Origin of the sequence: Actinoplanes solisilvae (assembly GCF_003999975.1) — a bacterium.
GTDB lineage: Bacteria > Actinomycetota > Actinomycetes > Mycobacteriales > Micromonosporaceae > Actinoplanes > Actinoplanes solisilvae.
This window is the reverse complement of sequence record NZ_RJAC01000007.1, coordinates 199831-225792: the sequence shown is the minus strand read 5'-3', so window position 1 is coordinate 225792 and position 25962 is coordinate 199831. Positions and strand designations below refer to the sequence as shown.

The 25962-nt window shown below is 71.2% G+C and carries 24 protein-coding genes; 5 read left to right on the top strand and 19 right to left on the bottom strand.

Annotated elements, in window-relative coordinates; genetic code table 11:
* Nucleotides 1-248 precede the first annotated feature (248 nt).
* The gene (locus tag EER30_RS20600; RefSeq protein ID WP_127502128.1) at nt 249-671 is read right to left on the bottom strand and encodes a nitroreductase family deazaflavin-dependent oxidoreductase; all 423 of its coding nucleotides are present in this window, start codon (nt 669-671) and stop codon (nt 249-251) included.
* 139 nt (nt 672-810) lie between these two features.
* On the opposite strand from EER30_RS20600, the gene EER30_RS20595 reads away from it, so the two are divergent.
* Nucleotides 811-1356 carry a pyridoxamine 5'-phosphate oxidase family protein gene (locus EER30_RS20595; RefSeq protein WP_127502127.1) on the top strand — a complete coding sequence of 182 codons (546 nt, stop codon included), beginning with the start codon at nt 811-813 and terminating at the stop codon, nt 1354-1356.
* A 164-nt stretch (nt 1357-1520) separates the two neighbouring features.
* Here EER30_RS20595 and EER30_RS20590 read toward each other — a convergent pair whose 3' ends face one another.
* The 4 genes from EER30_RS20590 to EER30_RS20575 all read right to left on the bottom strand — a co-directional run bounded on the left by EER30_RS20590 (nt 1521) and on the right by EER30_RS20575 (nt 4098).
* Nucleotides 1521-2156, bottom strand: a complete 636-nt coding sequence (locus tag EER30_RS20590) for a hypothetical protein (RefSeq protein WP_127502126.1) — start codon at nt 2154-2156, stop codon at nt 1521-1523.
* A complete protein-coding gene (locus EER30_RS20585) occupies nt 2153-2689 on the bottom strand; it encodes an RNA polymerase sigma factor (RefSeq protein ID WP_127502125.1) in 537 nt (178 codons plus the stop codon). Before EER30_RS20585 ends, EER30_RS20590 begins: the two co-directional genes overlap by 4 nt.
* 111 nt (nt 2690-2800) lie before the next feature.
* Entirely contained in the window at nt 2801-3670 is an 870-nt protein-coding gene (locus EER30_RS20580; RefSeq protein WP_127502124.1) for a tetratricopeptide repeat protein, read from the bottom strand.
* On the bottom strand, nt 3667-4098 hold the full coding sequence (locus EER30_RS20575) for a hypothetical protein (protein ID WP_127502123.1): 432 nt from the start codon (nt 4096-4098) through the stop codon (nt 3667-3669). The genes EER30_RS20580 and EER30_RS20575 overlap by 4 nt, the downstream gene beginning before the upstream one ends.
* Nucleotides 4099-4406: 308 nt before the next feature.
* Between EER30_RS20575 and EER30_RS20570 the strand changes: the two genes are divergently transcribed.
* Nucleotides 4407-5015, top strand: coding sequence for an AAA family ATPase (locus tag EER30_RS20570; RefSeq protein ID WP_127502122.1), 609 nt, complete (start codon nt 4407-4409; stop codon nt 5013-5015).
* Nucleotides 5016-5253: 238 nt separating this feature from the next.
* Here EER30_RS20570 and EER30_RS20565 read toward each other — a convergent pair whose 3' ends face one another.
* The 11 genes from EER30_RS20565 to EER30_RS47170 all read right to left on the bottom strand — a co-directional run bounded on the left by EER30_RS20565 (nt 5254) and on the right by EER30_RS47170 (nt 17633).
* Nucleotides 5254-6735 carry an aldehyde dehydrogenase (NADP(+)) gene (locus EER30_RS20565; protein WP_127502121.1) on the bottom strand — a complete coding sequence of 494 codons (1482 nt, stop codon included), beginning with the start codon at nt 6733-6735 and terminating at the stop codon, nt 5254-5256.
* Nucleotides 6736-6928: 193 nt separating this feature from the next.
* The gene (locus EER30_RS20560; protein WP_127502120.1) at nt 6929-9649 is read right to left on the bottom strand and encodes a helix-turn-helix transcriptional regulator; all 2721 of its coding nucleotides are present in this window, start codon (nt 9647-9649) and stop codon (nt 6929-6931) included.
* Nucleotide 9650: 1 nt separating this feature from the next.
* A complete protein-coding gene (locus EER30_RS20555) occupies nt 9651-10412 on the bottom strand; it encodes an alpha/beta fold hydrolase (RefSeq protein WP_127502119.1) in 762 nt (253 codons plus the stop codon).
* Between the two features lie 59 nt (nt 10413-10471).
* Nucleotides 10472-10714, bottom strand: coding sequence for a hypothetical protein (locus EER30_RS20550; protein WP_127502118.1), 243 nt, complete (start codon nt 10712-10714; stop codon nt 10472-10474).
* A 60-nt stretch (nt 10715-10774) separates the two neighbouring features.
* Entirely contained in the window at nt 10775-11722 is a 948-nt protein-coding gene (locus EER30_RS20545; RefSeq protein ID WP_127502117.1) for a sulfite exporter TauE/SafE family protein, read from the bottom strand.
* Between the two features lie 242 nt (nt 11723-11964).
* The gene (locus EER30_RS20540) at nt 11965-14073 is read right to left on the bottom strand and encodes an iron ABC transporter permease (RefSeq protein ID WP_127502116.1); all 2109 of its coding nucleotides are present in this window, start codon (nt 14071-14073) and stop codon (nt 11965-11967) included.
* Between the two features lie 7 nt (nt 14074-14080).
* Nucleotides 14081-15076 carry an ABC transporter substrate-binding protein gene (locus tag EER30_RS20535; protein ID WP_127502115.1) on the bottom strand — a complete coding sequence of 332 codons (996 nt, stop codon included), beginning with the start codon at nt 15074-15076 and terminating at the stop codon, nt 14081-14083.
* 27 nt (nt 15077-15103) lie between these two features.
* Nucleotides 15104-15919: an ABC transporter ATP-binding protein gene (locus tag EER30_RS20530; RefSeq protein WP_127502114.1), complete on the bottom strand. Its 816-nt coding sequence runs from the start codon at nt 15917-15919 to the stop codon at nt 15104-15106.
* A 30-nt stretch (nt 15920-15949) separates the two neighbouring features.
* Entirely contained in the window at nt 15950-16747 is a 798-nt protein-coding gene (locus EER30_RS20525) for a CPBP family intramembrane glutamic endopeptidase (RefSeq protein ID WP_127502113.1), read from the bottom strand.
* A 77-nt stretch (nt 16748-16824) separates the two neighbouring features.
* On the bottom strand, nt 16825-17475 hold the full coding sequence (locus EER30_RS20520) for a nucleotidyltransferase domain-containing protein (protein WP_127502112.1): 651 nt from the start codon (nt 17473-17475) through the stop codon (nt 16825-16827).
* Nucleotides 17472-17633 carry a hypothetical protein gene (locus EER30_RS47170; RefSeq protein WP_164842409.1) on the bottom strand — a complete coding sequence of 54 codons (162 nt, stop codon included), beginning with the start codon at nt 17631-17633 and terminating at the stop codon, nt 17472-17474. The genes EER30_RS20520 and EER30_RS47170 overlap by 4 nt, the downstream gene beginning before the upstream one ends.
* 285 nt (nt 17634-17918) lie before the next feature.
* On the opposite strand from EER30_RS47170, the gene EER30_RS20515 reads away from it, so the two are divergent.
* Nucleotides 17919-18206, top strand: a complete 288-nt coding sequence (locus tag EER30_RS20515; protein ID WP_127502111.1) for a hypothetical protein — start codon at nt 17919-17921, stop codon at nt 18204-18206.
* Between the two features lie 46 nt (nt 18207-18252).
* On the opposite strand, the gene EER30_RS49415 is transcribed toward EER30_RS20515, so the two are convergent.
* Both EER30_RS49415 and EER30_RS20510 read right to left on the bottom strand, forming a co-directional pair.
* Nucleotides 18253-18375 (bottom strand): hypothetical protein, encoded by a 123-nt coding sequence (locus tag EER30_RS49415; RefSeq protein ID WP_255436741.1) that lies wholly within the window; start codon nt 18373-18375, stop codon nt 18253-18255.
* Nucleotides 18376-18606: 231 nt separating this feature from the next.
* Nucleotides 18607-20604 (bottom strand): hybrid sensor histidine kinase/response regulator, encoded by a 1998-nt coding sequence (locus EER30_RS20510; protein WP_240670179.1) that lies wholly within the window; start codon nt 20602-20604, stop codon nt 18607-18609.
* A 73-nt stretch (nt 20605-20677) separates the two neighbouring features.
* Here EER30_RS20510 and EER30_RS20505 point away from each other — a divergent pair, with 73 nt between their 5' ends.
* A complete protein-coding gene (locus EER30_RS20505; RefSeq protein WP_164842408.1) occupies nt 20678-24151 on the top strand; it encodes a PAS domain-containing hybrid sensor histidine kinase/response regulator in 3474 nt (1157 codons plus the stop codon).
* A gap of 86 nt (nt 24152-24237) precedes the next feature.
* Here the strand turns inward: EER30_RS20505 and EER30_RS20500 are convergent, their stop codons facing one another.
* A complete protein-coding gene (locus EER30_RS20500; RefSeq protein WP_205650319.1) occupies nt 24238-24438 on the bottom strand; it encodes an SbtR family transcriptional regulator in 201 nt (66 codons plus the stop codon).
* Nucleotides 24439-24508: 70 nt separating this feature from the next.
* Between EER30_RS20500 and EER30_RS20495 the strand changes: the two genes are divergently transcribed.
* The gene (locus EER30_RS20495) at nt 24509-25843 is read left to right on the top strand and encodes an MFS transporter (RefSeq protein WP_127502109.1); all 1335 of its coding nucleotides are present in this window, start codon (nt 24509-24511) and stop codon (nt 25841-25843) included.
* Nucleotides 25844-25962: the final 119 nt, after the last annotated feature.

Genomic DNA, 25962 nt, shown 5'->3' with positions numbered 1-25962 from the left:
TCATCTCAACCGCGCGCTCACTTCGACACGGTCAGCAACCAATTTCTACATTTACCTGGTCCTACCCCGCCGTTGTCTGTTAGCGTTAACAGGTCTCACTACGGGTATTCCTAGGCCTGTGGCGCTGACATCGGAAGAGAGGACCCGGTCGGGGCCATCAAGGGGAGGATGGCCCCGCTGGGCTCGTCTTGGGCGCGATCGCGCCAGATTTCACTCGTGCAGTCGACTGCTGCGGGCGTGCGGCCGGCTCAGGCCTTCCGCTCCAGCACGACCACCGGGATCTCACGGCTGGTGTTCTTCTGGTACTCGTCGTAGTCGGGCCAGACCTCGGCCATCTTCGTCCACAGGGCCGGCTTCTCGTCCGAGGTGGCCACGCGCGCGGTCGCCGCGAAACGGTCGCCCTTGATCTGCACCTCGACGTCGGGGTCGGCCAGCAGGTTCACGAACCAGGCCGGAGGCGCCTCGGTGCCGCCCTTCGACGCCACTACCAGATAGTCGCCGTCGTGCTCACGGAAGATCAGAGCGTGCGAACGCTCCTCGCCCGACTTGCGGCCCGTGGTGAAGAGGATCAGGATCTCGGTCCCGTTGCGCCAGTGGAATCCGTCCTCGCCATCGGTCTCGAGATAGCGGGCGACGTGCGGCGGGCCGTGCAGTTCGATAGCTGAAGTCACGTCGGCACAACCGCTCACCGCGAACGGACTATTCCCCCGGTACCTCCGATCACAGCGCGGCGGGTGGTTACCGCGGCGCCTCGAAGGGCATCTGAGCTGCGAATACATCCAACTCGTACGAGTGAGAGGCGCACTAGCGATGACCGGAACTCCCGTGGCCCAGACCATTCCCCGTCGCGGGCGCGGCACCCGACCACCCGAAGGCCAGGGCTCCACCGACCCGGCCGACTGGGACGACGTACGCCAAATCTTGCATCGCGGGGAGGCGGGGCCTTATTGGCTCAGCGTCGGGCGTGATGACGGCAGCCCGCATGTGCGACCGGTCTTCGCCGCGTGGGCCGAATCGTCGTTCTTCTTCGCCTCGAAGGGGTCGGCCGTCAAGACCCACCACCTTCAGAGCCACACGTACGCCACCGTGACCGTCGATCTTGACTATCTGCACCTCGTCGTCGAGGGCCGTGTCGCGCGGGTGACGGCCGCCGACCGCCTGCAGCTCGCCTCCGACACCATGCAGCACGTGTTCCTCTGGCCGACGCGGGTGGCAGGCGACGAACTCGACGCCGATTACGGGGCGCCGACCTCGGGCGGGCCGCCGTATCAGGTCTACGAGCTGACCCCCGTGCGCGCGTACGGCTTCCCGACCCGCGACGAGGTGGCACCCACCCGGTGGGTGTTCGACCTCTGATCCCGGTCACGGCTCAAGCGTGCGCCGTGACGGAAGACGATGTGTCACCGTCGCCTCCCGTCAACTCCTTCCGCGTATGCGATGACCGAAGAACACGTTTCGGCGTCGCCTCCGGTCACGGCATCCGCGTGCGCCGCGACCGAAGGCGATGTGCCGGCGTCGCGTCAGAAGGCCGCGTCGTACATCTGGGCCAGGCCCGGGGATGCGGCCTCGCCGCTGTAGCCGCAGATCAGCATGCGGCCCTTCGACGACGAGACCAGGTAGTCCTTGCCGGTCTCGAACTTGCCGCTGCCCAGCATGGTCTCGGAGGCGTCGCCGGTCTGGGCCACGCGCACCTGGTCGCTCGCGGCGCCGTGGTAGACCTTCGTGACCTTGAGGGTGACGGTGCCCGCGTCAATGGCGGTGACCGTGCCGGCGAAGGCGAAGTCGGCGGACGACTTGAGCTGGTCGGCGCTGGGTTCGACGCACTTGGCCGCGATGCCCGGGGCGGTGATGTCGGTGACCGTGGAAGCGGTCGCCGCCGACGTGGCCGGGCCGGCGACCGGGGTCGTGGGCTGGTTGTCCTGCGGGCGCAGCAGCAGCCAGCCGCCGACCGCGGCGATCAGCACGAGCGCGGCTGCGGCCAGCGTGAGGAGCGGGGTGTTGCGGCGGGTGGTGGCCGGGCGGCTGGGGGTGGCCGTCGGGGTGGTGGTCATCGTGTTCTCCACAAGGTGCGCGATTCGGTCGGGAGCGAGCGGCGCCATCTCGGCGGCCGGGTCGGCGCGGCGCAGGCGCGAACGCAGGTCGTCGTCGTCCGTCATGGCCGTCTCCCTTCTTTCAGCTCCTCATGTCCGGCGGACGCGCCGAGCTTTCGCAGTTCGTCGCGCAATTTCTGCCTGGTCCGATGCAGGCGAATGCTCACCGCGTTCGCGCTGATGCCGAGCACGACGGCGATCTGGGCTGTGGACAACTCTTCCCAGGCCCACAGGCGCAGCAGTTCGGCGTCCTCGGCGCGCATCCCGGCCAGGGCTGTGGACAAGTCGTCGTCGGCCGGTTCGGGCATGGTAGTGGCCTCGCGCGGCGGGTCGAGGCGGGAGATCCGCGCGAGCAGGCGGCCCTGGCGGCGCCGGGATCGTTCCGCGTTGGCCAGGCAGTTACGCGCCACCCCGTACGCCCAGGGCAGTGGCTCTTCCTCGGGAAGATCGTCGAGCCGGCGCCAGCAGACCAGCAACGTCTCTTGAAGCACGTCGTCGGCGGTCGCCGGATCGGTGCGCCGGGCCAGGTAACGCCGCACGGCGTCGATCACCGCGGGCGCCACCGCCTCGAACCGCCCCCGGCGGTCGTCGGAGTTCACAGGGTCCACCTTCAGCTATGTCCGGATCCCGGCGCGTTCTTTCACACGCCCGGTCGGCGAACTTTTCCACGCCCGGATCACCACGTGGCTCGGCACGGGCGTTCCAGACCACTATCGCCACATGCGCAGCACCCAACGGCGCACCAAAGGCGGGACGACCCAGGAGTAGACGCAGTACGCCAGCCAGGCGAAGCCGAGCAGACCGGCCAGCACCGGCAGGCCGGCCGTGCGCAGCAGAAGGATCAGAGCGACCGCGACCAGCCACGTCTTGATCGCACCGAACCTCAGGATGGGGCGCAGCGGGAGCATCAACGGGTGGCGGGCCACCCGCAGCTCCATCGCGGATTCGGCGAAGGCCCGCTCGGTGGGGCGCGCCGCGGCGGCCTGGCGGAAACCCTCGTAGGCGGCGTCGACCTGGCCGCGGGCTGCGCTGGTGCCGCCGAGCAGGGCGTGAGCGGCCGGATTCTCGGGGTGCACGCCGACGAATTCGCGGCTGATCCGCTGTGCTTCGCGATGATCGCCGCGGGCGTGCGCGATCTGGATGCGGGTCGCATAGACGACCGGGGCCTGCGGCGCTCGGGCGGCGGCCAGCTCGACCAGCTTGGCGGCCTTGTCGAGCTGGCCATGGGCGAGACAGAGATCCGCGTACGCACAGAGCAGGTCGACGTCGTGCGGAGCGAGCGCCAGACCGTCGAGCAGGACGCGCTCGGCGGCCTCGTCGCGGCCCGCCTCGTGCTCGGCGCGGCCCAGCCAGAGCAGCAGGTCAGGGTCGGGACCGCTGGCCGCCAGCCCGGCGCGAGCGGCGTCGCCGACCTCGGCCCAGCGGTCGAGCCGGCTGAGTGCGGCACAGCGCAGCTGCATCGCGTAGGGGCTGGTGACCTCGTTGGCCGTCAGCGTCGACAATTCGGTGAGCGCTTGCTCGGCGCGGCCGGTCGCGAGCAGGGCTTGAGCGCGCTGTAATACCGAAAAGGTATCGGTCATCGGACGAGAACCAGGATGAGAGCCGCTTCCAGCAAGCCGCACCCGACGGCGGCGGCGATGCCGGGACCGATCAGATTAGCCGGATCGACGCCACGCAGCACGGCGAGGCGGAACGGGCGACGCTGGATGGCCAGGACGGCGAGCCACACGAGCAGGCCACAGATCGTGCCGGACAGGCGTACGCCGGAATTGCCATCGGCGAAGACACCCACCGCGAGCCGAGCCGCGAAACCGGCCAGGCCGGCGGCCGCGATGACGAGCAACTGTCCCGTGGGCAGAGCGAGGCGACGGCCGTTGAGCACCCCGAGCAGGGCGCCGGCGAGCGGACCACCGAAGAACGCCGGATAGACGATCGACTCGGGGCGCCAGGGCGGCCTACCGGGCGGGGGCCGGTCACGAATCGTAGGGCTGAACAACTCGTCGTGCATATCTTCCCCGCTCGCGTCGCCCCGGCATTGATACCCGGCTGCCCTACGCCCCTCTTGCCGGCGCGGCACAAGCGTAGCGGGGTTCGATTCCTTTTCAGCATCGCCGCTGGACCTGCCGCCGGCTTCGAGCGCCAAGCGCCGATCAGCGGGCTGCGCGCGAACCGCCAATCACGGGCTGTGCACGAACGAGCGATCACCGGGCTGTGCAACGAACTAGCGATCACGGAGCTGCGGACGAACGGGCGATCACGGAGCTGCGGACGAACGGGCGATCAGAGGGCTGCGGACGACTCGCCGGTCGGCGGGCTATGGCCGTGCGGCGGACGCCGTTAGCGTCCGGAGTCGTGACTGGCGAGCCGACCCTGGTGATCATTCGGGGCAACAGCGGAAGTGGGAAGACGACGACGGCGCGGGAGGTTCGCCGCCGTTACGGGCGGGGGTGCGCGCTCCTGGAACAGGACTACCTGCGGCGCACGATGCTCCGAGAGCATGACAGCAGCTCAACGGGGGTAGTCGCGCCGGAGTTCATCGCGGCGACGGCGCGCGCCGCGCTGGCCGTGGGCTACCACGTCGTACTGGAAGGCATTTTGCACTCGTCGCGCTATGGCGAGGTGCTGCGGCGGCTGATGGACGAGCATGCCGGGCCGAGCCGGGTCTTCTATCTCGACGTGTCGTTCGACGAGACGGTGCGGCGGCATCAGGGGCGGGCCGAGCCGATCGGCGTGACGGCGGCGGAAATGCGGGAATGGTATGTGCCGCGCGATCTGCTCGACGTTCCTGGCGAGCGGGTGCTCGGTGAGGGCGTCGGATTCGAGGAAGCCGTCGACGGGATTCTGCACGGGAGCGGTCTGGCCGGCAGCGCGGCGTTGACGCCCTGCCCGGCGCGGTGCGCCCGCTGTGCGCGAGCGAAGGATTAGAGGAGAGCGCGGAATCTCCCGTACGCGATGGGGGCGGTTGTTGCCTTGGCTGTGAGCTCGTGGAGGTCGCGGCGGCCAGGGCGTGAAGTTCATGCTTTATGAGCATCGTCGGTTCGGTTCGGTTCCGGCCCGCCTAGCCGGGTTGCCGTCTCTCGAACGACCTCGAACAGTGCCGGCCGGCTGCCAATGGTGATCCGCACGAAGCCCCCGCGCGTCGATTGGTGATCAACCGTACGGGTCAGCTGAGGTGCAGTTCGCCGTCGATGCGGCGCGGGATGCCGGAGTAGGTGTCGGTGAGTTCGTCGGGGAGGACGTCGCTCGGGGCGTTCTGCCAGGTGACCGGGCGCAGGAAACGGCGGATGGCGGTCGCCCCGACCGAGGTGTGCTGGGAGTTGGTGGCGGGCCACGGGCCGCCGTGATGCTGAGCCCAGGCGACCGCTACGCCGGTCGGGTAGCCGTCGTAGATCAAGCGTCCGGCGCGCGGGCGCAGGCGGCGGGTCAGCTCGGCGGGCAGGTCGGACTCGCCGGCGGCGCGCAGGATCGTCGCGGTCAGGGAGGACGGCAGGCGGTCGAGGGCGGCGAACAGGTCGGCGCGGTCCTCGTAGCGGGCCACGACGGTCAGCGGTCCGAAGCATTCCTCGGTGGCCTCGGACGCCAGCCCGGCGGCAACCGTGACGAGCAGGCCGGGCACGACGGTGTGAGCCGGGCCGGAGTCGGCCGAGGTGAACGTCGTCCCCGGCAGCGCGGAAAGGGTCGAGGCGCGCGCAGTGAAGGCCGAGGCGATGCCGGAGTTGAGCAGCGTCTGCGGGCCGGCGGTGGAGAAGGCGGCGGCCATCGCGGCGACGACCTCGTCGCCCGCGGAGCCGGAGGGGACCAGCACCAGGCCCGGTTTGGTGCAGAACTGGCCGGCGCCCATCAGCGCGGAGGCGGCCAGTTCGGCGCCGAGGGTGGCGGCGCGCTCGGTGGCCGCCGCCGGGGTGACGACCACGGGGTTGAGGCTGCCCAGCTCGCCGAAGAACGGAATCGGCACCTCGCGCTCGTTGATGATGTCGAGCAGGGCCCGGCCGCCCGCCTGGGACCCGGTGAACCCCACTGCCTGCATCGTGGGGTGGGCGACCAATACCTTTCCGGCATCGACGCCGTGCACGAGGAAGACCGGTGCGCCCGCCTCGGCCAACACCGTGTGGCATAGCTGGGCCGTCGCCGGGTGAGACGGATGCGCCTTGATGACGACGGGGCATCCGGCCGCGAGCGCCGAGGCCGTGTCGCCGCCGGGAACCGAGAACGCGAGGGGGAAGTTCGAGGCGCCGAAGACGGCGACCGGGCCGAGCGGGACGAGCATGCGCCGCAGGTCGGGCCGCGGGCCCATCGGGGTGTCGCCGGCGTGATCGATGACGGCTTCCAGGTAGGAGCCCTCGTCCAGCACCGAGGCGAAGAAGCGCAGTTGATAACACGTACGGGTCAGTTCGCCGTTGAGACGGGTGGGACCGAGCGCGGTCTCACGATCGGCCAGCGCGACGATGCGGTCGCGTTCCTCCTCGAGGGCGTCGGCGCAGGCCAGCAGCACGGATGCACGACCCGCTCGGCCGAGCGCCTCGAAAGCCGGAAAGGCCTCCAGCGCCGTACGGCAGAGGTTGTCCACATCGCCGGGGGTGTTCTCGCGCACTCCCACGGCTGTGGACGAACCCGTGCGCGGGTCGATGCTCACCACGTCAGTCATGACTAACCCCGAATCTCGGCGTGCCGGACGCTCCACGCGCGGGCCTGTGGGGTCAGCGTTACCCCCAGGCCGGGCCGCGACGGCACGAGCATACGCCCGTCCTTGATCTCCAGTGTCCACAGCGGCGATCGCCTGGGTCACCGCCCCGCAGCGATTGCGGTTTGCAGGAGCCGACGTGGCGTACGGCTGCGGTTCAGTGTTCGCCGAGGGCGCCGGCCAGTTCACGGCGGGACGTCACCCCGAGTTTGGTGAAGACCTTGCGCAGGTGCCATTCGACCGTGCGGGGGCTCAGGAACAGCACCGCGCCGATCTCCGGGTTGGTGCGGCCGGCGACGGCCAGGCGGGCGATCTGCGACTCCTGCGGCGTCAGGTCTTCGCGGATCGTCGTGCCTCGCTTGCGCACCGTCTCGCCCGTAGCGGTCAGCTCGCGGCCGGCCCGTTCGGTGTAGCCTTCCGCGCCCATCGTGCTGAACGCCTCGTGCGCCGTGCGCAGTTCGACCCGGGCCTCGGCGCGGCGGTTCTCGCGGCGCAGCCACTCGCCGAACAGCAGGCGGGCGCGGGCCAGCGGCAGACCGAGCCGGGAGGCGGGCATCCGTTCGATGGCTTCGCGGAACTTCGCCTCGGTCTGGGCGGGCGGACCGGCCAGCGCGTCGGCCAGCGCCTGCTCGGCCTGCGCCCACTCGGTGCCGGCCGCGCTGGTTCGTCCGCGCAGTTTCTCGGCTGCCTCGGCCGCCTCCGACGCCGCGCCGGAGCGAGCGGCCGCTTCGATGAGCTCGTTCAGGCCGTGATGCCAGAAGCCCAGGTCCTGATAGGCGACGGCCTCGCGGGCCGAGGCCAGCGCCTCGGGATAGCGGCCGAGTCCGTTGTAGAGAACCGCTTTCGTGTGGGCGGCCAGCGAGAGCAGCCGGCCTTCCTCGCGGGAGCGGGCGTCGCGGGCGGCCTCGTCGATCGTGTCGGCGGCGGGGCGTTCGGCGCCGCGGTAGGCGAGCAGGTTGAGCGGTCCGGACGGCTGGCCGACCAGACCCGTGGCCTGACCGAGCGCGTCGGCCTCGTCGACCAGGTCGGCGGCGTCGGCGAAGCGGCCCGCCATCACCAGCGCGCCGGCCCGGAACGTCAGCGCCGACGGCAGCACCGACAGCGCGCCGGTCTCGCGGGCCGTGGCCACGGCCTGCGCGGTGAGCCGGTGCCAAGCCTCGTCGTCGTAGACCTCGTGCGCGACCGGGACCGACAGCCACAGCAGGCCCACGTGTTCGCGGCCGTCGAGCGCGGCCAGCGCCGTGGTCAGCGGTCCGGCCGCGGCGGCCGGCCCGTCGAGGATCCACGTGGTCAGGCCGGTCAGCAGCAGGCCGGCCGGGTCGGTGCCGGGGGCCACGGCGCGGGCCGCCTCGGCCACGCGGCGCGCGTCGTCGGCGCCCAAACGGCCGGTGTGCAGGGTGGCGCCGAGCGCGGTCAGATAGGTGTCGCGGGCGGCGACGATGTCGAGGCCTTCGAGGCGGTGAGCCGCGGCCAGCAGCGCGCGGGCGGCCTCGCGACCGTGGTTGAGCGAGAACGCCACCTGGGCGCGCAGCCGCTCGACGCCGGCCAGGCCGAGCGGGTCGAGCGGGCCGATCTCGGCCGCGGCCAGCAGTTCGGGCACGCGGGCGGGGGCGCCGGCCAGGAAGTGGGCCCGGGCGGCGGCCAGCGCGCGGGTGGCGCGGGGCTTGGGTTCGGGGCTGAGCTCGGCGGCGCGCTCGAGGAACGCGGCCGCCGCGGCCCGCCCGCCCCGGCGCAGGGCGCGGTCGGCGGAGTGTTCCAGCTCGTCGGCGACCTCCTCGTCGGGGCCGGCGGCGGCGTGGGCGCGGTGCCAAGCGCGGCGGTCGGGGTCTTGCGCGGGGTCGGTCACGTCGGCGAGGGCCTGGTGGACGGCGCGCAGCGCGGGCGCGTCGGCGGCACGCCAGCTCGCGGAGCGTACGAGAGGGTGGCGGAACCGCACCCGGGCACCCAGCTCGATCAGGCCCGCGGCCTCGGCCGGAGCACCGGCGCCGGGCTGCACGCCGAGGCGGTCGAGCGCGCGCCACAGCAGTGGCACGTCGCCGATCGGTTCGACCGCGGCGGCGACCAGGAGCGTACGGGTCTCGGCCGGCAACTCGGCGATGCGGCGCTGGAACCCCTGCTCGAGGCGGCCGGCCAGCGGGGTGGCACCGTGCCCGCCGAAGCCGAACGCCAGCTCGGCCGGGCTCAGACCACGCGGCAGCTCGAGCAGCGCGAGCGGGTTGCCCTGCGTCTCGGCGACGATGCGGTCCCGCACGCGCTGGTCGACCGGCCCCTGCAGCACCGAGTCGAGCAGGGCGCGGGCGTCGGCGTCGGACAGGCCCTCGACGCGCATCTCGGGCAGGCCGGAGAGCACCTGGTCGTCGCCGGGGCTGCGGGTCGCGAAGACCAGCGCGACCGACTCGGCGTCGAGCCGGCGGGCCACGAACGTCAGGATGACCTCGGACATGCGGTCGAGCCATTGCACGTCGTCGACGATCGCGACCAGCGGCTCCTCGGCCGCGGCCTCGGCGAACAGGCCCAGCACGGCCAGGCCGACCAGCAGCGCGTCGGGCGGGTTGCCCGAGCTGAGGCCGAACCCGGTGGCGAGCGCGTCGCGCTGCGGCTCGGGAAGCTTGTCGAGATGTTTCATGAGCGGGGCGCAGAGCTGCTGCAACGCCGAATAGGCGATCTCGGTCTCGGGCTCGACCCCGGCCGTGCGGGCGACCCGGCCGGTCGTGGACCCGGTCAGGTAGTCGAGCAGCGCGGTCTTGCCGGCGCCCGCTTCCCCGCGCAGCACGAGCACTCGGCTCTGCCCGCCCCGCACGTCGCGCAGCAGGCGGTCGAGCTCGCCCTGCTCCCGCTGGCGGCCCCGCAGCGACGAAGTCGTGGTGTCAGTCGGCACGTCATCCCTCCCGGACGGACGTTACAGCGCCTTCGTAGAGGTCGGCGTAGAGGCGCAGCGTTTCGGGCGGCACCGCGTCGACGATGTTGTGGCCGAGCCCGAGCGAGGCGGGTAACACGTGGCTGACCAGCGAAATTCCGGCCAGTCGGCGTGCTGCGGCGGCCGGGTCGACGACGTCGTCGCGCTCGCTGAACACCACGGCGCCGCTCTCCAGGCGGGCCTTGGGGCGCAGCCGGGCGGCGAGGCGCAGATATTGGGCGACGTCGCGCAGCGAATAGCCCCGCGACGTGGTGCGATCGGGCAGCAGGCCCCGCGAATAGAGGAAGACGAGGGGGCCGATCGCGATCGACGGCAGGCGGCCGGGCGCGAAGAAAGGAGCGAGCAGGAGCAGACGGCGTACGGGCCGTTGCGTGGCGAGCCAGGCCGCGAGCACACCCCCGGCCGAGACGCCGACGACCCCGACCTCCTCTCCCAGCTCCTCGCTGAGGGTCCAGGCCCTTTCCGCGTACGCCGTGAGGTCTTCAATCTTGGGGCGATCCGGGACGGACGTGCCGTGGTGGGGCGCGCGCGGCACCCACACGTTGTAGCCGCGGGCGAAGAACTCGCGGGCGAGCGGTTCGAGCTGGCTGGGCGCGTGGGTGTAGCCGTGCAGCAGGAGGACGGCCCGGGCGGTGCGCTCGCCGTGGTTGAACAGCAGACTGCCGTCGTGGACCGCCCGGTCGGCCAGATCGGCGCGCGCCTCGGCCGCGGCTCTCAACTCCATGCCCGGAATGACGGACACGCGAGGCGTCGGTTCAGTTTTGAGAGCCGCGCCACAAATGATCAAGCGGAGGCGCCGGAAGCGCCACCCGAAGGGGCTTCACGGGCCGTGTCGGCGGACGCATCGCGGGCGGCTCGGGCGGCGATGCGCGCGACTTCGTCGATGGTCATCGCGATGATCGGCTCCTCGGGCCCGCCGGCCGCCAGCCCTCGCTCGACGTGCCGCAGGTGATGGTCGGTGGCCACGCGCTGATCGAGCGCCTCGTTCAAAGCGTCGGCGATCTTCTCGGCAAGTTCGTTCACCATGAGGCCCAACCCTAGGTGGCCGCGCTGACGAGGTCTGCGCGGCCACCGGAGAGGGCTGGGTCAGGCGGGGTCGAGCTCGCGGTCGGTGTGGGATTCCGCGGTGGCGCGCGCTTCGGCCTCGGCGATGATGCGGCGGTCTTCCTCGGCGTTACGGCGGTACTCGCGGATCGAGTAGGCCAGGGCGGCCGCCCAGATGACGTAGATGAAGGCGTACACCGTGTAGCGGGTGGCGTCCGGGGCGTCGATCCAGTCGGAGCGGAGCAGGGTGCGGGAGTTCGTCAGGATGATGACGCCGCCGACCGCGGCGCCCAGGACCCGGGGCGGGATGTGCCGGACCAGCCAGGCGGCGATCGGCGCGGCGATCACGCCGCCGATGAGCAGGGCGACGACCCAGGCGAAGTTGATGTTCTCGGAGCCCAGGCCGAACAGGAAGCCGAGACTGGCCGCGACGGCCACGAGGAACTCGCTGGTGTCGATCGAGCCGATCGTCTTGCGGGGTTCGAGCCGGCCCGAGGCGAGGATCGCGGGCGTGCCCACCGGGCCCCAGCCGCCGCCACCGGTCGAGTCGACGAAGCCGGCGACCACGCCCAGCGGCGCGAGGAAACGCTTGCGGAGCGGCAGGCCGAGACGACCCTTGGGCAGGCCCATCGTCGTGAAGCGGATGAACACGTAGAGGCCGAGTGCCAGCAGGATGAGCGCCATCAGGGGCGCCGCGGTCTCGGTCGAGAGCCCGGAGAGGAACGTGGCACCCGCGAAGGCCCCGACCGCGCCCGGGACACCGATCTTGAGGACGACCTTCCAGTCGACGTTGCCGAACTTCCAGTGGGAGATGCCGGAGACGAGCGTGGTCCCGATCTCGGCCAGGTGAACGGTGGCCGAGGCCGCGGCCGGGCTGGTGCCGATGGCGAGCAGCAGGGTGGTCGACGTGACGCCGTACGCCATGCCGAGGCTGCCGTCGACAAGCTGCGCTCCGAGGCCGACGAGGGCTAGGAGGATCAATTTCCTCATGGTCGCTCCAGTCCAGGCGGTGCAGGGGGACGAATGTTGGCTGCGCCTATCGTGCCTACCATTTCGATAGGAGAAGCCGCAAGAGCGTCCCACCCGCACGCCGCCTTGTCACCCACGTCGCCGCGACACGCCGTACGGGATGTCAGGATTGTCCGCATCCGGGCCTAGAGCGAGGTTGTTCAGCCGGCGCAGCGCCCGTCGAAGTCGTTCAGGCCCGCGGAGCGAGGTTAACGGCTGGGAACTCAGCTCGCGCGGCTGCGCCAGAGGAGCCAGATGAAGTAGGGCGCGCCGATCAAAGCGGTGACCAGCCCCGCCGCCAACTGCGAGGGCGCGATGACCGTACGCCCAATGGTGTCGGCCACGCAGACCAGTAGCGCGCCGAGACCGACCGCGACCGGCACCGCCCGTGAATTGCGCGCACCGACCAGGGCCCGGGCCGCGTGCGGAGCCACCAGCCCGACGAAGCCCAGCGCCCCCACCGCCGTGGCCGCCGACGCGGTCAGCACGGCGGCCAGCGCCAGGAACCCGAGCCGCGCCCGGTTGAGCGGCACCCCCAGCAGCCGCGGCACGTCCTCGTCGAGAGCGACCAGGTCCAACGTGCGCGAGGCGGCCAGGGTCAGCGGCAACGCCAGGACCAGCACGACGAGCACCGGGATCACCTGGCTCAACGTCCGCCCGTACGTCGAACCCGCGAGCCAGGTCAGCGCGACGCCCACATTCCACGGGGACACCACGACCACGATCAGCGTCGTGATCGCCGAAGCCGCCGCGCTGACGCCCACACCGACGAGCACGATGCGGTCGGACGAGAGCCCGCGCCCCGCGGCCAGCCAGTAGACCAGCGCGAACGTGCCCAGCGCGGCCACGGTCGCCACGCCCATGATGGGCCAGCCCCCGACGCCCGGCACGAGCAGCACCAGCGCCACCGCGCCCACCGACGCGCCCGGGGTCACACCCAGCAGGCTCGGCTCGGCCAGGGGGTTGCGGGCCACCGACTGCACGATCGCCCCGGCCAGGGCGAGCGCCGCCCCGCCCAGAAGCGCCGCCAGCACCCGCGGCCACCGCTGGTCGAGCACGAAGCTGACCTGCCGTCCCGCGTTGCCGGCGAGCCAGTTCATGACGTCGCCGAGCAGAATCAGCCGGTCGCCGAGCAGCAGCGCGCCGACAAAAGCCGCACACACGGCCACAACCAGCACAACGCCGACGCCGGTGACCCAGGCCCGCGACCGGACCGAGCCGTGCGCCCCACGAGTGGGCACCGCTGCCGGCCCGCCGTCACGCAGGCGCCGGGCCAGCCACACCAGCAGCGTCGCGCCGGCCAGCGTGGTGACCACACCCGTCGGCACCGAGATGGCCAGGTCCGACGGAATCGCCAGCCGCAGCAGCACGTCGGCGGCGACGACGGTCAGCGCGCCCGCGATGCCCGCGAACGGCAGAAGCAGCACGTGGGCGCCGAGCCCGGGCACACGGCGAGCAACGAGCCGGGCGATCACCGGCGCGCTCAGCCCGACGAACCCGATCGGCCCCGCCACAGTGACGGCGATCGCCGACAGCAGCACGGCGACGCCGACCGAGAGGACCCGGGTCTTGCGTACGTCGACCCCGAGCACCCGGGCCGAGTCGTCCCCGAGGCCGAGCACGTCGAGCCGGTGCGCGAGCAGCAGGGTGGCGAGCACACCCACGGCGATGACAGGCGCTGCCATCGTCACGTTCTGGCTTCCGGACTGGACGGTGGTGCCGCTCCCCCACGCGAACAGTCCGACGGTGTTCTCCTGGAAGAGCATCAGGAGTACGGAGGTGAGCGCGTTCAGGGCGAGCGCCACGGCCGAGCCGGCGAGCACGAGGCGGGTCGGTCCGGCCGCTCCGCCGCGTGACACGAGCAGCACGAGACCGGAGGCGAGCAGACCGCCCACGAACGCGACGGCCCCGCCCACGAAGAAGGGCACGGCCACGCCGAACGCGGCGACGGCGACCACCGAGACGTACGCCCCGGCATTGACCGCCAGGGTGTCCGGCGAGGCGAGCGGGTTGCGGGCCACCGATTGCAGCACCGCGCCCGCGATGCCCACCGCGAGCCCGACGAGCAGGGCGGCGAACAGGCGGGGCAGGCGGCTGGCCACGAGCACGGCGACGGCCTGCTCGCGCGCGTCGTCCGACGAGGAGCCGGGCAGGATGGCGCGCAGCAGTTCGCCGGCGCTCAGCGCCGCGGTGCCCTGGGTGAGGTGCACCGCGGCCAGGACGAGCAGCAGCACGACCGCCACGGCGAAGACAGCGATGATCCCGTACGTCTTGGGGCCGTTGGTCTTGAAGGACGGAGCGGCCGGGGGCGCCGGAGCGGTCGTGCTGGTCATCGGCGGATCAGGCGGTCAGCGCGGTGGTGAGCGCGTCGACGAACATGGACGCGGAGGCCGGGCCGCCGAACATCCAGATGCCGTCGGGCAGGCGCTTGACCTTGGCGTCCTTGACGAACGTGAGCTGCTTCCAGACGGCGTTGTTCTTGAGCGCGTCGGTGAAGTCGCCGCCGTCCGCGTCGTTGCCGATGTAGAGGAACGTGTTCTGCGCGTTCGTGATCTTGGTCAGGCCTTCGACGTCGGTCTGGGCGAGGCCGTAGTCCTTGTCGCCGCCGGTGGTCCACTGGTTCTGCAGGCCCAGCTCCTTGGCGATGCCGCCGAAGTAGGAGTTCGGCGTGTACATGCGCAGCGAGACGTTGCCGCTCTCGATCCAGCCGTCCGACAGGGTGAACGCGGCGCCGGTCTTGCCCGCCTTGGCCAGCGCGTCCTTGCCGGCGGTGATCTTCGCGTCGAAGTCGGCGAGCAGCTTCTCGCCCTGCGCCGTGGTGCCGGTGGCCTGGGCCAGCGTCGTCACCGTCTTGCGCATGTAGCCGATCGGGTCGGTGCCGTCCGAGCCGCGCAGCGTCAGCACCTTGGTGGTCTTGGAGATCTGGCCGATGACGTTCTCGGGCAGGTCCTTGGTGGTGACGACCAGGTCGGGCTTGAGCGCCGCGATCGCGTCGAGGCTGGGCTCACCGCGCGTGCCGACGTCCGGGGTGGAGGCGTCGATCGGCGCGGCCTTGTCCCAGATGTTGTAGCCCTTGACGTCGGCCTGGCCGACCGGCTTCACGCCCAGCGCCACCAGGTTCTCGGTGAGGCCCCACTCGAGCGACACGACCGCCTTGGCCGGCGCGTCGAGGTGCAGCGGGCCGCGCTCGTCGGTGAGGTCGACCGGTCCGGCGGCGGGCGCGGAGGCGGGGCTGGTCTCGTCGGCCGGGTCCTCGGTGGTGCCGCAGGCGGTGAGGACCAGCGCGGTCAGGGCGGCGGCCGCGGTGGCGGCGAAAGCTCGGCGGGTGAGCGCCATCGATGAAAACCTTTCGGGGGTACGGATTCAGGCGGTGACGACGCGGCTGGTGTGCCGGCCGACAGGTCGTGTGTGCAGGTGGCCGTCGTCGCCGACGACCACGTCGATGCGCAGGCCGTAGATCTCGCTGAGGAGTTCCGCGGTGAGTACCTCGGCCGGGCGCCCGGTGGCCCGTACGACGCCGGAGTGCATGAGCACCACCCGGTCGGCGACGGCCGCGGCCTGGTCGAGGTCGTGCAGCACCACACCCACCGCGACCTGGTGGTCGTCGGCCAGCTCGCGCATGATGTCGAGGATCTCGATCTGGTAGCGCAGGTCGAGGAAGGTGGTCGGCTCGTCGAGCAGCACGACGCCGGTGTCCTGCGCCAGGCAGGTGGCGAGCCAGACGCGCTGAAGCTCGCCGCCGGACAGCTCGTCGACGGCCCGCTCGGCCATGCCATCCACACCGGTCAGCCGCATCGCCTTGTCGACGTGCGCGGCCCCGTCCGGGTCACCCGCGCCGAAACGGCCACGGTAGGGGTGCCGGCCGTAGGCGACGACGTCGCGGACCCGTACGCCCCCTGGGGTTGGCCTTGACTGGGTGAGCAGGGTGACCCGGCGGGCGAAGTCCTTCGGCTTGAGCGCGAAGGCGTCGCTCTTCTCGGCCCCCAGGGTGACCGAGCCGGACTGCGGGGCGTGCAGGCGGGCGATCGCGCGCAGCAGCGTCGACTTGCCCGACCCGTTGGGCCCCACGAGCGCCACGACCTGCCCGGCGCACAGCTCGATGCCGGCGTCGTGCACGACGGTGCGGCCGTCGTAGGCCAGCGTCAGGTCGCCACCGGCGAGCGCCACATCCCCAATCATGAGGTGAGGCTAACCTAACGTGCGCCCGGTTCACATAGCGGGTCGCCGCCTCATCAGGATCTGCGCGGTGGCCACCCCCAGCGTCAGCGGGATCAGCCCGAGCACGAGATTCTGCAACAGGGAAAGGTCGTCGATGAAGATCAGGTTCCAGTGCGGCCCGACGATCTGCTCGCAGACCTGAAAGGCGAGATGGAACCCGACGGCTACGAAAAGTGATCCGGTGACCGCTCGCAGGATGCCCTGCACGATGGCGAAGCCGAAGAAGATGAGAACCCGCTCGATGCTTCCCGCGGCGCCGACGGCCACGCCGAACAGCGTGAACAGCAGCGCCTGGACGAGGACGACGGCCCAGGTCGGCAGGGCGGTCGCCAGGTTGCGGAAGAGGTAACCGCGGAAGATGAGCTCCTCGGGCAGCGCCTCGTAGAAGAAGACCAACACGACCAGAGCCAGAACGGATCCCAGCGCTCGTACCGGTGAGACGTCAAGCCCGACGCTCAGCCGCCCCAGCAACAGGAACCCGGTGACGGCGAGCGTGGCCGGGATCAGATAGGCGGCGGCCCCGACCAGGATCAGCTTCATCGCACCGCGCGGAGTGGCCCGGCGCAGAGCATCCCAGGGCAACCGATCCAGCCGTCGGTAGGCGACCATCACCAGCGGCACGACCAGCGCGGTGATCAGAACCGCCGACAGCACGTGCCGGCCACGGTGGTAGTCGCTCCCGAAGAGAGCATCCCCGAACCACCGCACGGCCAGCCAGACGAGAGTCGCCCCGCCAAGAACGATCGCGACGCGGACGACAAGGGGCGGCCGGCTCTGCACTGTCTGCATAGAGCCGAGTCTGAGCCCGTACGGTCGTCGCGCGCTGCGGCAGGAAGTCGACGACGTCTCGCCTAAAGTCGACGCCCTCAGATCCGATAGCCGTCGAAGAGCGGGCCGCCGCCGCGCTCGAGCACCTCGGCGGCGAGCTCGGCCGGATCGTCGCGGGCCGCTAGCCACCGTTCGGCGAATCCGGGGTCCTGTTCGCGTAGCAGCCATTTGCCACTGCTCACCCACCGCCCGGAGAACAGCAGCTCAGCTCGGGCGGCCTCCGTCCACAGGGTCGCTGTCAGCACCGTGCGCTCGCCGGGGTCGGTGGCGTGCCGATGATCGTCGAGGAGGTCGGTGAGGCCGTAGCGCAGCCGCTCGCGCTCGGCCTCTGTCAGGGGCGGCGGGCCATCGGCCAGCACCCGCGCACAACGCGCGACCAGGTCACCTGGGTCGCCGAACAGCACGACCCCACGGGCGAGCATGCGGTGCGTGCTCGGCTTGCGCTTGGCGCGCTCACTGGCGAGAAACGTCGCAAGCCGGTCCGGGGTGTGCACGAACAACTCGACCGGCCACCCCCGGAACCGCAGGCTCTCCCGAAAGCCCGGCTCCTCGTCCCGCAACACCACAATGTCAAGGTCAGACCCAGCCGTACGATCGGGGCCGACGACGCTGCCGGTAAGCATCGCCCACGTGGCGTCGGGGAACCGCTCGAGTACGAGGTCGCGCGCGTCGCGTACGGGGTCGTTCATCGCGGTGTGCTCTCCACGGCACAGCTCGCCTCGCCGCCGTGCTGCTCGATGAAGTCCCGGCAGGCCTTCGCATCGCCCTGCGGAGGCGCGGGCTCGGGCCCGGCCGCGATCAGGAGCAGAAGCCCGGCGGTCACCGCGAGGGAAAGGCGCTTGTTCACAAGCAACGCAGTCTAGGGCGGTTCCGACACGAGCGACCCCGACGCGGCCCTCGGGTGAGCACGCGGAGCGAAAGCAACCACCGAATCACCACGACAGACGGCATACAGCAGCACCACAACGACTGGCCGCGCGCCTGCAAAGGCCGCGCGACAGCAAGCATCCCCCGTTCGGCGGGGTGAATGAATTCCATTCCTGGTTAGGCGATCGCGACGGCCGGGCACGCAGGGGGTACAGCACGGTCGCGGCTCCTCCCCGCCGCGGCCGGCTCTACACCGAGGAGCGCCATGAGCATCGAGACGACCGGCAGCAGCACCGACTTCACCGCCCCGAACCCGGCCGACACTCCCCGGCCACGCTTCAGCGAGGCGCTGCGGGCGAGCGCTACGAAAGTTCGCGAGGTTGCTCCTGCTCAGGCCCGCCGGGCTGGTGGTGCGGTGCGGCGTAACCCGAAGCCGGCGACCGGCGTGCTGGCCGTGGCCGGTGGCGTGATCGCCGCGCTGCTGCTGCGCCGCCGGGCGGCGAAGGCCAAGGCGGCCCGCAACCGGTGGGTGCCCGCCCGTTTCCGCCGCTGAGACAAATCGTCCCCGTGGGTGTTGCCGCGCCCACGGGGAACGGGGCTCATTCCGGGGTGCCGACGGTGAACTCGCACCAGCCGGACCAGGAGGCGGTCTGGTCGTCGGTGCCGCGGACGTGCCGGCGGTAGGTCTCACCCGGTTCCAGATCGGCCGGCTCGATCTCCACCCACGCTCGCAGATTCTCGATGGGGGCGCCGTAGACGAAGGACTCCGGGTTGGCGATGGTGTTCCGTCGAGCAGGTCACCGTGGTGGGGATGTTGTCCGCAACGACGACCAGGTAGCCGCAGCCCGGCTCGGGCGGGCCGGCGGCACGAGGCGGCACCGGCTCGGGCACCGCGGCCAGCGTCAGCAGCACCAGGGCCGCCCCGGCGAACCAGGCGCGGTAGCGCCGGGGCCTCACGTCTGGCGCAGCACCGACTGCACTCCGGCCAGGAGCTGGTCGCGGGTGTAGGGCTTGGCGACGATCAGCGAGTCCGGTTCGAGGTTGTTGCCGGACTCGTCGATCAGGGCCTCGGCGAAGCCGGACACGAAGACCACGCGCAGCTCGGGGCGGCGCTGCTTGGCCACGCGGGCGAGCTGGCGGCCGTTCATGCCGGGCATCACCACGTCGGTGATCATCGCGGCGATCTTGTGGTCGTGGCGGTCGAGCAGGCGCAGGGCCTCGGCCGCGTCCGCCGCCGACAGCACGCGGTAACCGGCGCCGCCCAGGAAGCGGGCGGTCACCTCGCGCAGGTCGGGCTCGTCGTCGACCAGCAGCAGCGTCTCGCCGCCACCCTGAGCGGGCGCGACCGTGGGCGCCGGGGTGACGGGGGCGGCCTGGTCCCGTACGGCGGGAAGTTTGATGGTTGCCGTGGTGCCCTGGCCGGGGACCGAGGACAGGGAGAGCTGGCCGCCGGCCTGACTGACGATGCCGTGGGCCGTGGAGAGACCGAGGCCGGCCGTGCCGGTTGACCGTTTTGTCGTGTAGAACGGCTCGAACGCGCGGTCCAGCACGTCCGCGTCCATGCCGCTGCCGGTGTCACTGATCGTCACGACCGCGTCCCCGGCGTCCGAGACGGCGGTCGCGACGGTGATCGCCCCGCCGTCGGGCATCGCGTCGCAGCTGTTGGTGACCAGGTTGACCAGCACCTGGCTGATCTGGCGCGGATCGGCCCGCACGTCGATCGGTCCGGCCGAGAGTTGCAGCGTGACCTCGGCCGTCCCGGCGGTCTCACGCAGCGTCGCCGTAAGGTCGCGGACCAGGTCGTTGAGGGCGAACGTGGTCGGCTGGGTGATCTCGCGCCGGCCGAACGCCAGGAGCTGCTGGGTGAGCGCCTTGGCCCGTTCGCCGCCCTTGACGACCTGGTCGAGGTCGGCGAGCAGGCTGGCCGAGACCGGGGCCGGGATCTGCCCGTCGGCCTCCTCGATCGATTCCAGCGCGAGCGCGGTGTATCCGAGGATCGCGCCCAAAATGTTGTTGAAGTCGTGCGCGGCGCCGCCGGCCATGCGCCGCAGGCTGTCGAGGCGCTCGGCGTCGCGGCGGCGGGTCTCGTCCTGGCGGCGCTGCGACTCGTCGCGCAGGCGCTCCTCGGCCGCCACCACGTCGGAGACGTCGTCGACCATGAGCACGCCGCCGGCCAGTTCGGCGTCGTCGTCCTGGATGTGGCGCAGTTGCAGGCGCAGGTAGCGGGCGGTGCCGTCGGGCAGGTCGATGCGGTGGGTGAACCGGCGCTCGGTCGCGTTGCCGCGCAGCAGGTCGAGGGCGTCGCGGCGCGCGGCGGCGTCGAGACAGGCCAGCCAGCCCCGGCCGAGAAGGTCGGCCATCGGCGTACGCATGATCTCGGCCAGACGGGGGTTGATGTAGTCGGCCTCGCCGTCCGCGTCGAGCAGGGCGATGCCGACCGGCGAGGCCACGGCCATCGCCTCGAAGCGCCGCTCGGTGTGGTGCAGGGCGCGCACCTTCTCGATCAGCTTGGCGTTGACCGCCTGCACGTGGGCCTGGGCGAAGTCGCCGGAGGGCACCGCGTCGATCGAGACGGGCCCGCCGGCCAGGGCCGCGTCGACCGCGTCGAGCAGTTCGTGCGGGTCCTGCGAGCGCAGTACGACCTGGCTGACCCCGCACGCCTCGGCGATCGGCCGGGTCTCGGGCTCCAGGTAGTTGGCCGTGTAGAAGATCACCGGCGCCTGGGCGGCCAGCTCGTCGTCGTCGGTGCGCAACCGGTGCACGAGCTCGAGCCCGTCGATGCCGGGCATCAGCACGTCGGAGACGACGACGTCGGGGTGGTGCAGATGGGCCAGCCGCAGCGCCTCGGCGCCGTCGTGGGCCTCGATCACGTCGTGCCCGCGATAGCCCAGCAGCATCCGGACGATGTCGCGGTTGGCGGCCACATCGTCGACGACCATCACCGTCGCCACAGGCGGCTCTCCTCATCTGCTCATGTCCGTTATAAGACTAAAGCAGGATTCATCCCTTGTACGGTTATTGACCGTGAGCAGCCGACACGTCGCCGCCGCCGCAGCCGCCGCGGGCGGTCTGATCTGGGCCGGATGGCGGCTCGCCCGACGCAACAACCGTCACCGCCTGGAGTCGTACGCCCATCTCGCCGCTCTTCATGAGGAGGCGCAAGCGCCGGCTTTCGTCAAGACGCTCGACGGGCGCTACCGGATAGTCAGCCCTGCCTATGAGCGGCTGCACGGCATCAGCGGCGCGATCGGGCGCTACGACCACGAGTTGCACGCGCCCGAGCGGATCACCGAGATCCATCGGCATGAGCGGGACGTGCTGACCGGCCGCGGCCCGGTCGCCTTCGAGGAGGAGCTCGACGGACGCTGGTTCGTGACGACCTTGCATGCCCTGCGTGACGGGCGCGGCCGCCCGTACGCGATCTTCGGTTCGGGGGTCGACGTCACCCAGATGCGCCTCGCCGAGGGCAAATTCCGCAGCCTGCTCGACGCCTCGCCCGAGGCGATGGTCTGCGTGAGCAGCGACGGGCGGATCGTGCACGCCAACAACCGTGCGGTCGAACTGTTCCGCTATCGCCGCGACGAGATGGTGGGCGCCGCGATCGAGACGCTGGTGCCCGGGGCCAGCCGCAAGGTCCACGTGCAGCACCGCAACCGTTACTTCTCCACCCCGTCGGCCCGGCCGATGGGCGAGGGCATGCTGCTGACCGCGCAACGCAAGGACGGCAGCGAGTTCCCGGTCGACGTCAGCCTCTCCCCCGTGCAGGCCGAGGGCAAGACGATGGTGCTGGCCGCGATCCAGGACGTGACCGCGCGCCGGCTGCAGGCCCACACGAACGCCCGGCTGGCCGCGATCGTCGAGGCCTCCAACGACGCGATCGTCAGCAAGGCGCTCGACGGCACGATCCAGACGTGGAACTCGGGCGCCGAGCGCCTCTACGGCTACACCGCCGAGGAGATGATCGGCCACGACGTCACCCGGCTGCTGCCGCCCGACCGGCTCGACGAGGAGAAGCACCTGCTCGGACGGGTCAACCGTGGGCTGACCCTGCCCCAGCACGAGACGCAGCGCATGCGCAAGGACGGCCGCATCATCGAGGTGTCGCTGAGCATGGCGCCGATGCGCGACGACGACGGGCGCATCATCGGGGCGTCGACGGTCGCGCACGACATCACCGCGCGCGTCGAGGCCGAGAACCGGCTGCGGGTCGAGCGCGAACAGCTAGAGATGATCATGGCGGCGGCCGCCGACCCGTTCTTCACGATGGACCCGCACGGCGTGATCCTCGAGTGGAATCACCAGGCCGAACAGGTCTTCGGCTGGCCCCACGACCAGATCGTCGGACGCAACGTGGCCGACACCGTGCTGCCGCGCCGCTACCGTTCCGCGCTGCGCCGCTTCCTGCAGCGCGAGTGGGAGTGGCTGCTCGACCGCCCGACCGAACTCGTCGCGCTGCACCACGACGGGCACGAGCTGCCGGTCGAGCTGACCATGTGGCGCATCCGGCACGACAGCGCGGCACACCTGCACGCGTTCGCCCGCGACATCAGCGCCCGCCTCGAGACCGAGCAGGCCCTGGGTCAGGCCCGCGACCAGGCGATCGAGACGGCCCGGCTCAAGTCGCAGTTCCTGGCGTCGATGAGTCACGAGATCCGCACACCGATGAACGGCGTCATCGGTCTCACCGGCCTGCTTCTCGGCTCCACACTCGACGATCAACAGCGCCGGTACGCCGAGGGCATCAGCACGGCCGGGTCGGCGCTGCTGTCGGTCATCAACGACGTGCTCGACTTCTCGAAACTCGAAGCCGGCAAGGTGCTGCTCGAGGACACCAACTTCCAGCTCCCCCGCCTCGTCGACGACGTGGTCGCCCTGGTCGCGCCGCCCGGAACGGCCAGCTCGGTCTCGGTCAGCGGCGGGTGCGACGCCACTTTGCCCGCGACCGTCAGCGGGGACGCGGCCAAGCTGCGCCAGGTGCTGCTCAACCTGGCCGGCAACGCGATCAAATTCACCGCGTACGGCTCCGTCTCGATCACGGTCAAGCCGGACGCCTCGATTCCCGCCGGTCCCGACGCCGTTCCCGTACGGTTCGAGGTGCGCGACACCGGCATCGGGATCGACCGGCATCAGCAGGAGAAGCTGTTCGAACCGTTCACGCAGGCCGACGCGGGCACGACCCGGCGTTTCGGCGGCACCGGGCTGGGGCTGGCCATCTCACGCGATCTGGTCGAGCTGATGGGCGGGGAGATCGGCGTTCACAGCGAACCAGGGCAGGGCAGCACGTTCTGGTTCGCGGTGACGCTGCGGGCGGCGCGGGCCGGTGTGGACCTGTCCGACAGCCATGCGCTCGACGGCCTGCGAGTCATCATCGTCGACCAGGACGAGCGCGACCGGGCGGTGCTCGTCGACCAGCTCGGGGCCTGGTCGATGCAGGCGACCGGGGTCGACAGCGGCGAGGCGGCGTACGAGATGCTGCGCGACGCCGCCGCGACCGGCCGGCCGATCGACCTGGTGATTCAAGACGTGCACACAGCGGGCGTACGGACCCCCGCGCCGGATGGTACGCCGGTGCCGAAGACGATTCTGCTGACTGACAACCCGCAGGCTCTGCCGTCGGAACCGGACCCGGACGTGGTGTCGGCGGCGTTCACCAAACCGTTGCGGCAGTCGCAGCTCTACGACGCGCTGGTCGGGGTGCTGACCTCGGTCGACGAGCCGGCCTCGGCGCCCGCGACGGCGGCACCCGGGCGTGGTCACGTGCTGCTGGTCGAGGACAACGACATCAACCGGACAGTGGCCCTGGGCATCCTGGCAAACCTGGGCTACAGCGCGGACATCGCGACCAACGGGCGCGAGGCGGTGCGGATGGCTACCGACCGGGACTATCAGCTCGTCTTCATGGACTGCCTGATGCCCGAGATGGACGGCTACGCGGCGACGGCCGAGATCCGCCGGCTGGAGGGTGCCGACCGGCACGTGCCGATCATCGCGTTGACGGCGAGCGCGCTGGCCGAGGACCGGGCCCGCTGCCTGCAGGCGGGCATGGACGAGCACATCGCCAAGCCGCTGGTCACGTCGGACGTGGCCGGGGCGCTGGCCCGCTGGGCGGCGCCGCCCGCTGCGGAATGCCCGATCGTCGGGCAGATCGAGGCCCGGCTGAACCAGTTGCGCGGACCCGACCCGGCCGAGAGCGCCCCGGTGATCGAACGCTTGCTGCGATCGATGATCGATCGCATTCCCGGGCACCTGGAGACGATCAGCCAGGCGCTGGCCCTGGACGACGCTTCCGCGCTGCGCAACGAGGCCCACCAGCTCAAAGGCATCATGGCCAACATCGGAGCCGCCACCGCCGCCGACGCCTGCGGCCTGCTGGAAGACCAAGGCCGCACAGGCGATATGGACGCGGCGGTCGAGGCCTTGGCGGCACTACATCCCGAAATCGATGCCGTCCGCAACGCGGTAGACACGATCCTGCGAACCCCAGCACACAGCCGCTGATGCTCCCGCGTCATCAAGGGTGATGCTCGCGGGGCCACGGCATCGGTATGACGGCGCCGCACGCGTTGGGGCGTCGCTCGTGATGTTCAGCGGGTGACTGTCAGGCCGTCCAGGGCTACGCCCAGCACGTGGTCTCGTTGGGTGGCTCGGGGGAAGTCGCCGGAGGCTATGGCGAAGGCCAGGCGCAGCAGGTCGTCGATGGTGAAGTCGCGGCGGACCTCCCCGGACTGCTGGGCCGCCTCGAGCAGGGGCGCGCCCGCGTCGGGCATTGGGTAGGGTCCCGGCATGACTTCGACACCGCCGTAGCGAACGGGCTCTTCCCCCGTTCCCGGTTGCTTCGTGTCGAGGAGTTCTTTCATGCCCCGTGCTGTCGGCGTGGGAAGTTACCGTGCTGTCTTCGAGTTGCCGTTCGCGCTGCGCACATTTGTGCCAGCCATCGGTGGCCGTCTTGCCTACGGTCTCTTTCCGCTTGCCTCTCTGTTCACTGTTCAGCAAGCCTCTGGTTCGTTCGCGACTGCCGGTCTCGCGGCGGCCGGGTTTGGTGTCACCGCGATCACCATGCCCGCCAAGGCCCGTCTCGCCGAGCGATACAGCCAGCGGGTGGTGTTGCCTCCACAAGCATTGGTGTGCGCTTCAGCCCTTGTCGCTGCGGCGATGGCCGTCGAGCCGGTCGTGCTGGTCGGGCTGATCACGGTGGCCGGGCTCGCTGCGCCGCCGCTGGGGCCGGCGATGCGGGCCAACTGGCGCCGGCTCACGGCTGGCACGTCTCTCAAGCCCCGGGCATACGGCCTGGACTCGGTCGTGGAGGAGACGCTGTATCTGGTCGGTCCGCTCATCGCCGGACTATTGGTCGCCGCCGGGCCGGCGCGCTGGGCGCTCGTGCTCACCGCGGCTCTGCTGCTGGTCGGCACGCTCGGCATGGTGACCACACCCGTCGCCCTCCAACGCGAGCGAATGGGAGGGCGGCCGGTGAGAGGCGAACAGGCAAACGGGGGCGTCCCCGCCATACCGGCCGAGCCCACCATCCCGGCCGAGCGCGCCATCCCGGCCGAACCAGCTATCCCGGGCGAGCCCGCGCGCGGAGGCCCAATGGCGGGGCTGTTCGGTGCGGGGGCGTTGCGATCCGGCGGGCTGCGGGGGCTGCTTGCCGTCATACTGGCCGTCGGGGCGGGGACGAGTGTGGCGTACACCTGCTTGGCCGTCACGGCTCAGGACCACGGCAAGCCCGGAGCGGCCGGACTGCTGGAGGCGGCCCTCGCCCTGGGCAGTGTCGCAGGTGGACTGTTCTGGTCCCGGCGCGACTTCGGCCCGAATCGCCGTCGGCAGCTCGGAATGCTGGTCGGCGCGCTCGCGGTGGGGCTGAGTGCCGCGTCGGTGACTTCGGGTCTGGTGGTGCTCGGTCTGGTGCTGTGCGTGACCGGGACGGCGCTGGCCCCGGTCTACGTCGTCGCCTATCTGGCTGCCGACGACCTGGCCGGTGAGTGCTTCGCCACCGAGGCCGGTACCTGGGTGAACGTTGCGACCAACGCGGGCAGCGCAGCCGGCGCCGCTATCGCCGGGATCGTCGCCGAGGCGTGGGGCGCAGGGGTGGGCTTCTTTTCCGGCGGGACGCTGCTCGCCGTTACCGCCGGGGCCGTGGCCGTGACGAGCCGCCGCGGGCCGCGAGAACAAGCGGCAGGTTCCCGGCCGTAGCAAGCGACCCGGGCCTCGGATCACGCCAGCACGAGCAGCCGGAAGGACCCAAGACCCGGCAAGCTGACCCGGAAGGCCGGAAGACCCGAGCCCCCAGGCAAGCCGACGTGAAAGGCCGG

What these genes read in the sequence shown, in the direction of transcription:
- EER30_RS20555 (WP_127502119.1), bottom strand. Translation starts at nt 10,412, where the DNA reads ATGGAGTTGAGAGCCGCGGCCGAGGCGCGCGCCGATCTGGCCGACCGG.
- EER30_RS20500 (WP_205650319.1), bottom strand. Translation starts at nt 24,438, where the DNA reads ATGCCGGGACCCTACCCAATGCCCGACGCGGGCGCGCCCCTGCTCGAG.
- EER30_RS20520 (WP_127502112.1), bottom strand. Translation starts at nt 17,475, where the DNA reads ATGAACGACCCCGTACGCGACGCGCGCGACCTCGTACTCGAGCGGTTC.
- EER30_RS20575 (WP_127502123.1), bottom strand. Translation starts at nt 4,098, where the DNA reads ATGCACGACGAGTTGTTCAGCCCTACGATTCGTGACCGGCCCCCGCCC.
- EER30_RS20540 (WP_127502116.1), bottom strand. Translation starts at nt 14,073, where the DNA reads ATGACCAGCACGACCGCTCCGGCGCCCCCGGCCGCTCCGTCCTTCAAG.
- EER30_RS20590 (WP_127502126.1), bottom strand. Translation starts at nt 2,156, where the DNA reads ATGACGGACGACGACGACCTGCGTTCGCGCCTGCGCCGCGCCGACCCG.
- EER30_RS20595 (WP_127502127.1), top strand. Translation starts at nt 811, where the DNA reads ATGACCGGAACTCCCGTGGCCCAGACCATTCCCCGTCGCGGGCGCGGC.
- EER30_RS20545 (WP_127502117.1), bottom strand. Translation starts at nt 11,722, where the DNA reads ATGAGGAAATTGATCCTCCTAGCCCTCGTCGGCCTCGGAGCGCAGCTT.
- EER30_RS20535 (WP_127502115.1), bottom strand. Translation starts at nt 15,076, where the DNA reads ATGGCGCTCACCCGCCGAGCTTTCGCCGCCACCGCGGCCGCCGCCCTG.
- EER30_RS20515 (WP_127502111.1), top strand. Translation starts at nt 17,919, where the DNA reads ATGAGCATCGAGACGACCGGCAGCAGCACCGACTTCACCGCCCCGAAC.
- EER30_RS20495 (WP_127502109.1), top strand. Translation starts at nt 24,509, where the DNA reads ATGCCCCGTGCTGTCGGCGTGGGAAGTTACCGTGCTGTCTTCGAGTTG.
- EER30_RS20580 (WP_127502124.1), bottom strand. Translation starts at nt 3,670, where the DNA reads ATGACCGATACCTTTTCGGTATTACAGCGCGCTCAAGCCCTGCTCGCG.
- EER30_RS20570 (WP_127502122.1), top strand. Translation starts at nt 4,407, where the DNA reads ATGGCCGTGCGGCGGACGCCGTTAGCGTCCGGAGTCGTGACTGGCGAG.
- EER30_RS20550 (WP_127502118.1), bottom strand. Translation starts at nt 10,714, where the DNA reads ATGGTGAACGAACTTGCCGAGAAGATCGCCGACGCTTTGAACGAGGCG.
- EER30_RS20565 (WP_127502121.1), bottom strand. Translation starts at nt 6,735, where the DNA reads ATGACTGACGTGGTGAGCATCGACCCGCGCACGGGTTCGTCCACAGCC.
- EER30_RS20525 (WP_127502113.1), bottom strand. Translation starts at nt 16,747, where the DNA reads ATGCAGACAGTGCAGAGCCGGCCGCCCCTTGTCGTCCGCGTCGCGATC.
- EER30_RS20530 (WP_127502114.1), bottom strand. Translation starts at nt 15,919, where the DNA reads ATGATTGGGGATGTGGCGCTCGCCGGTGGCGACCTGACGCTGGCCTAC.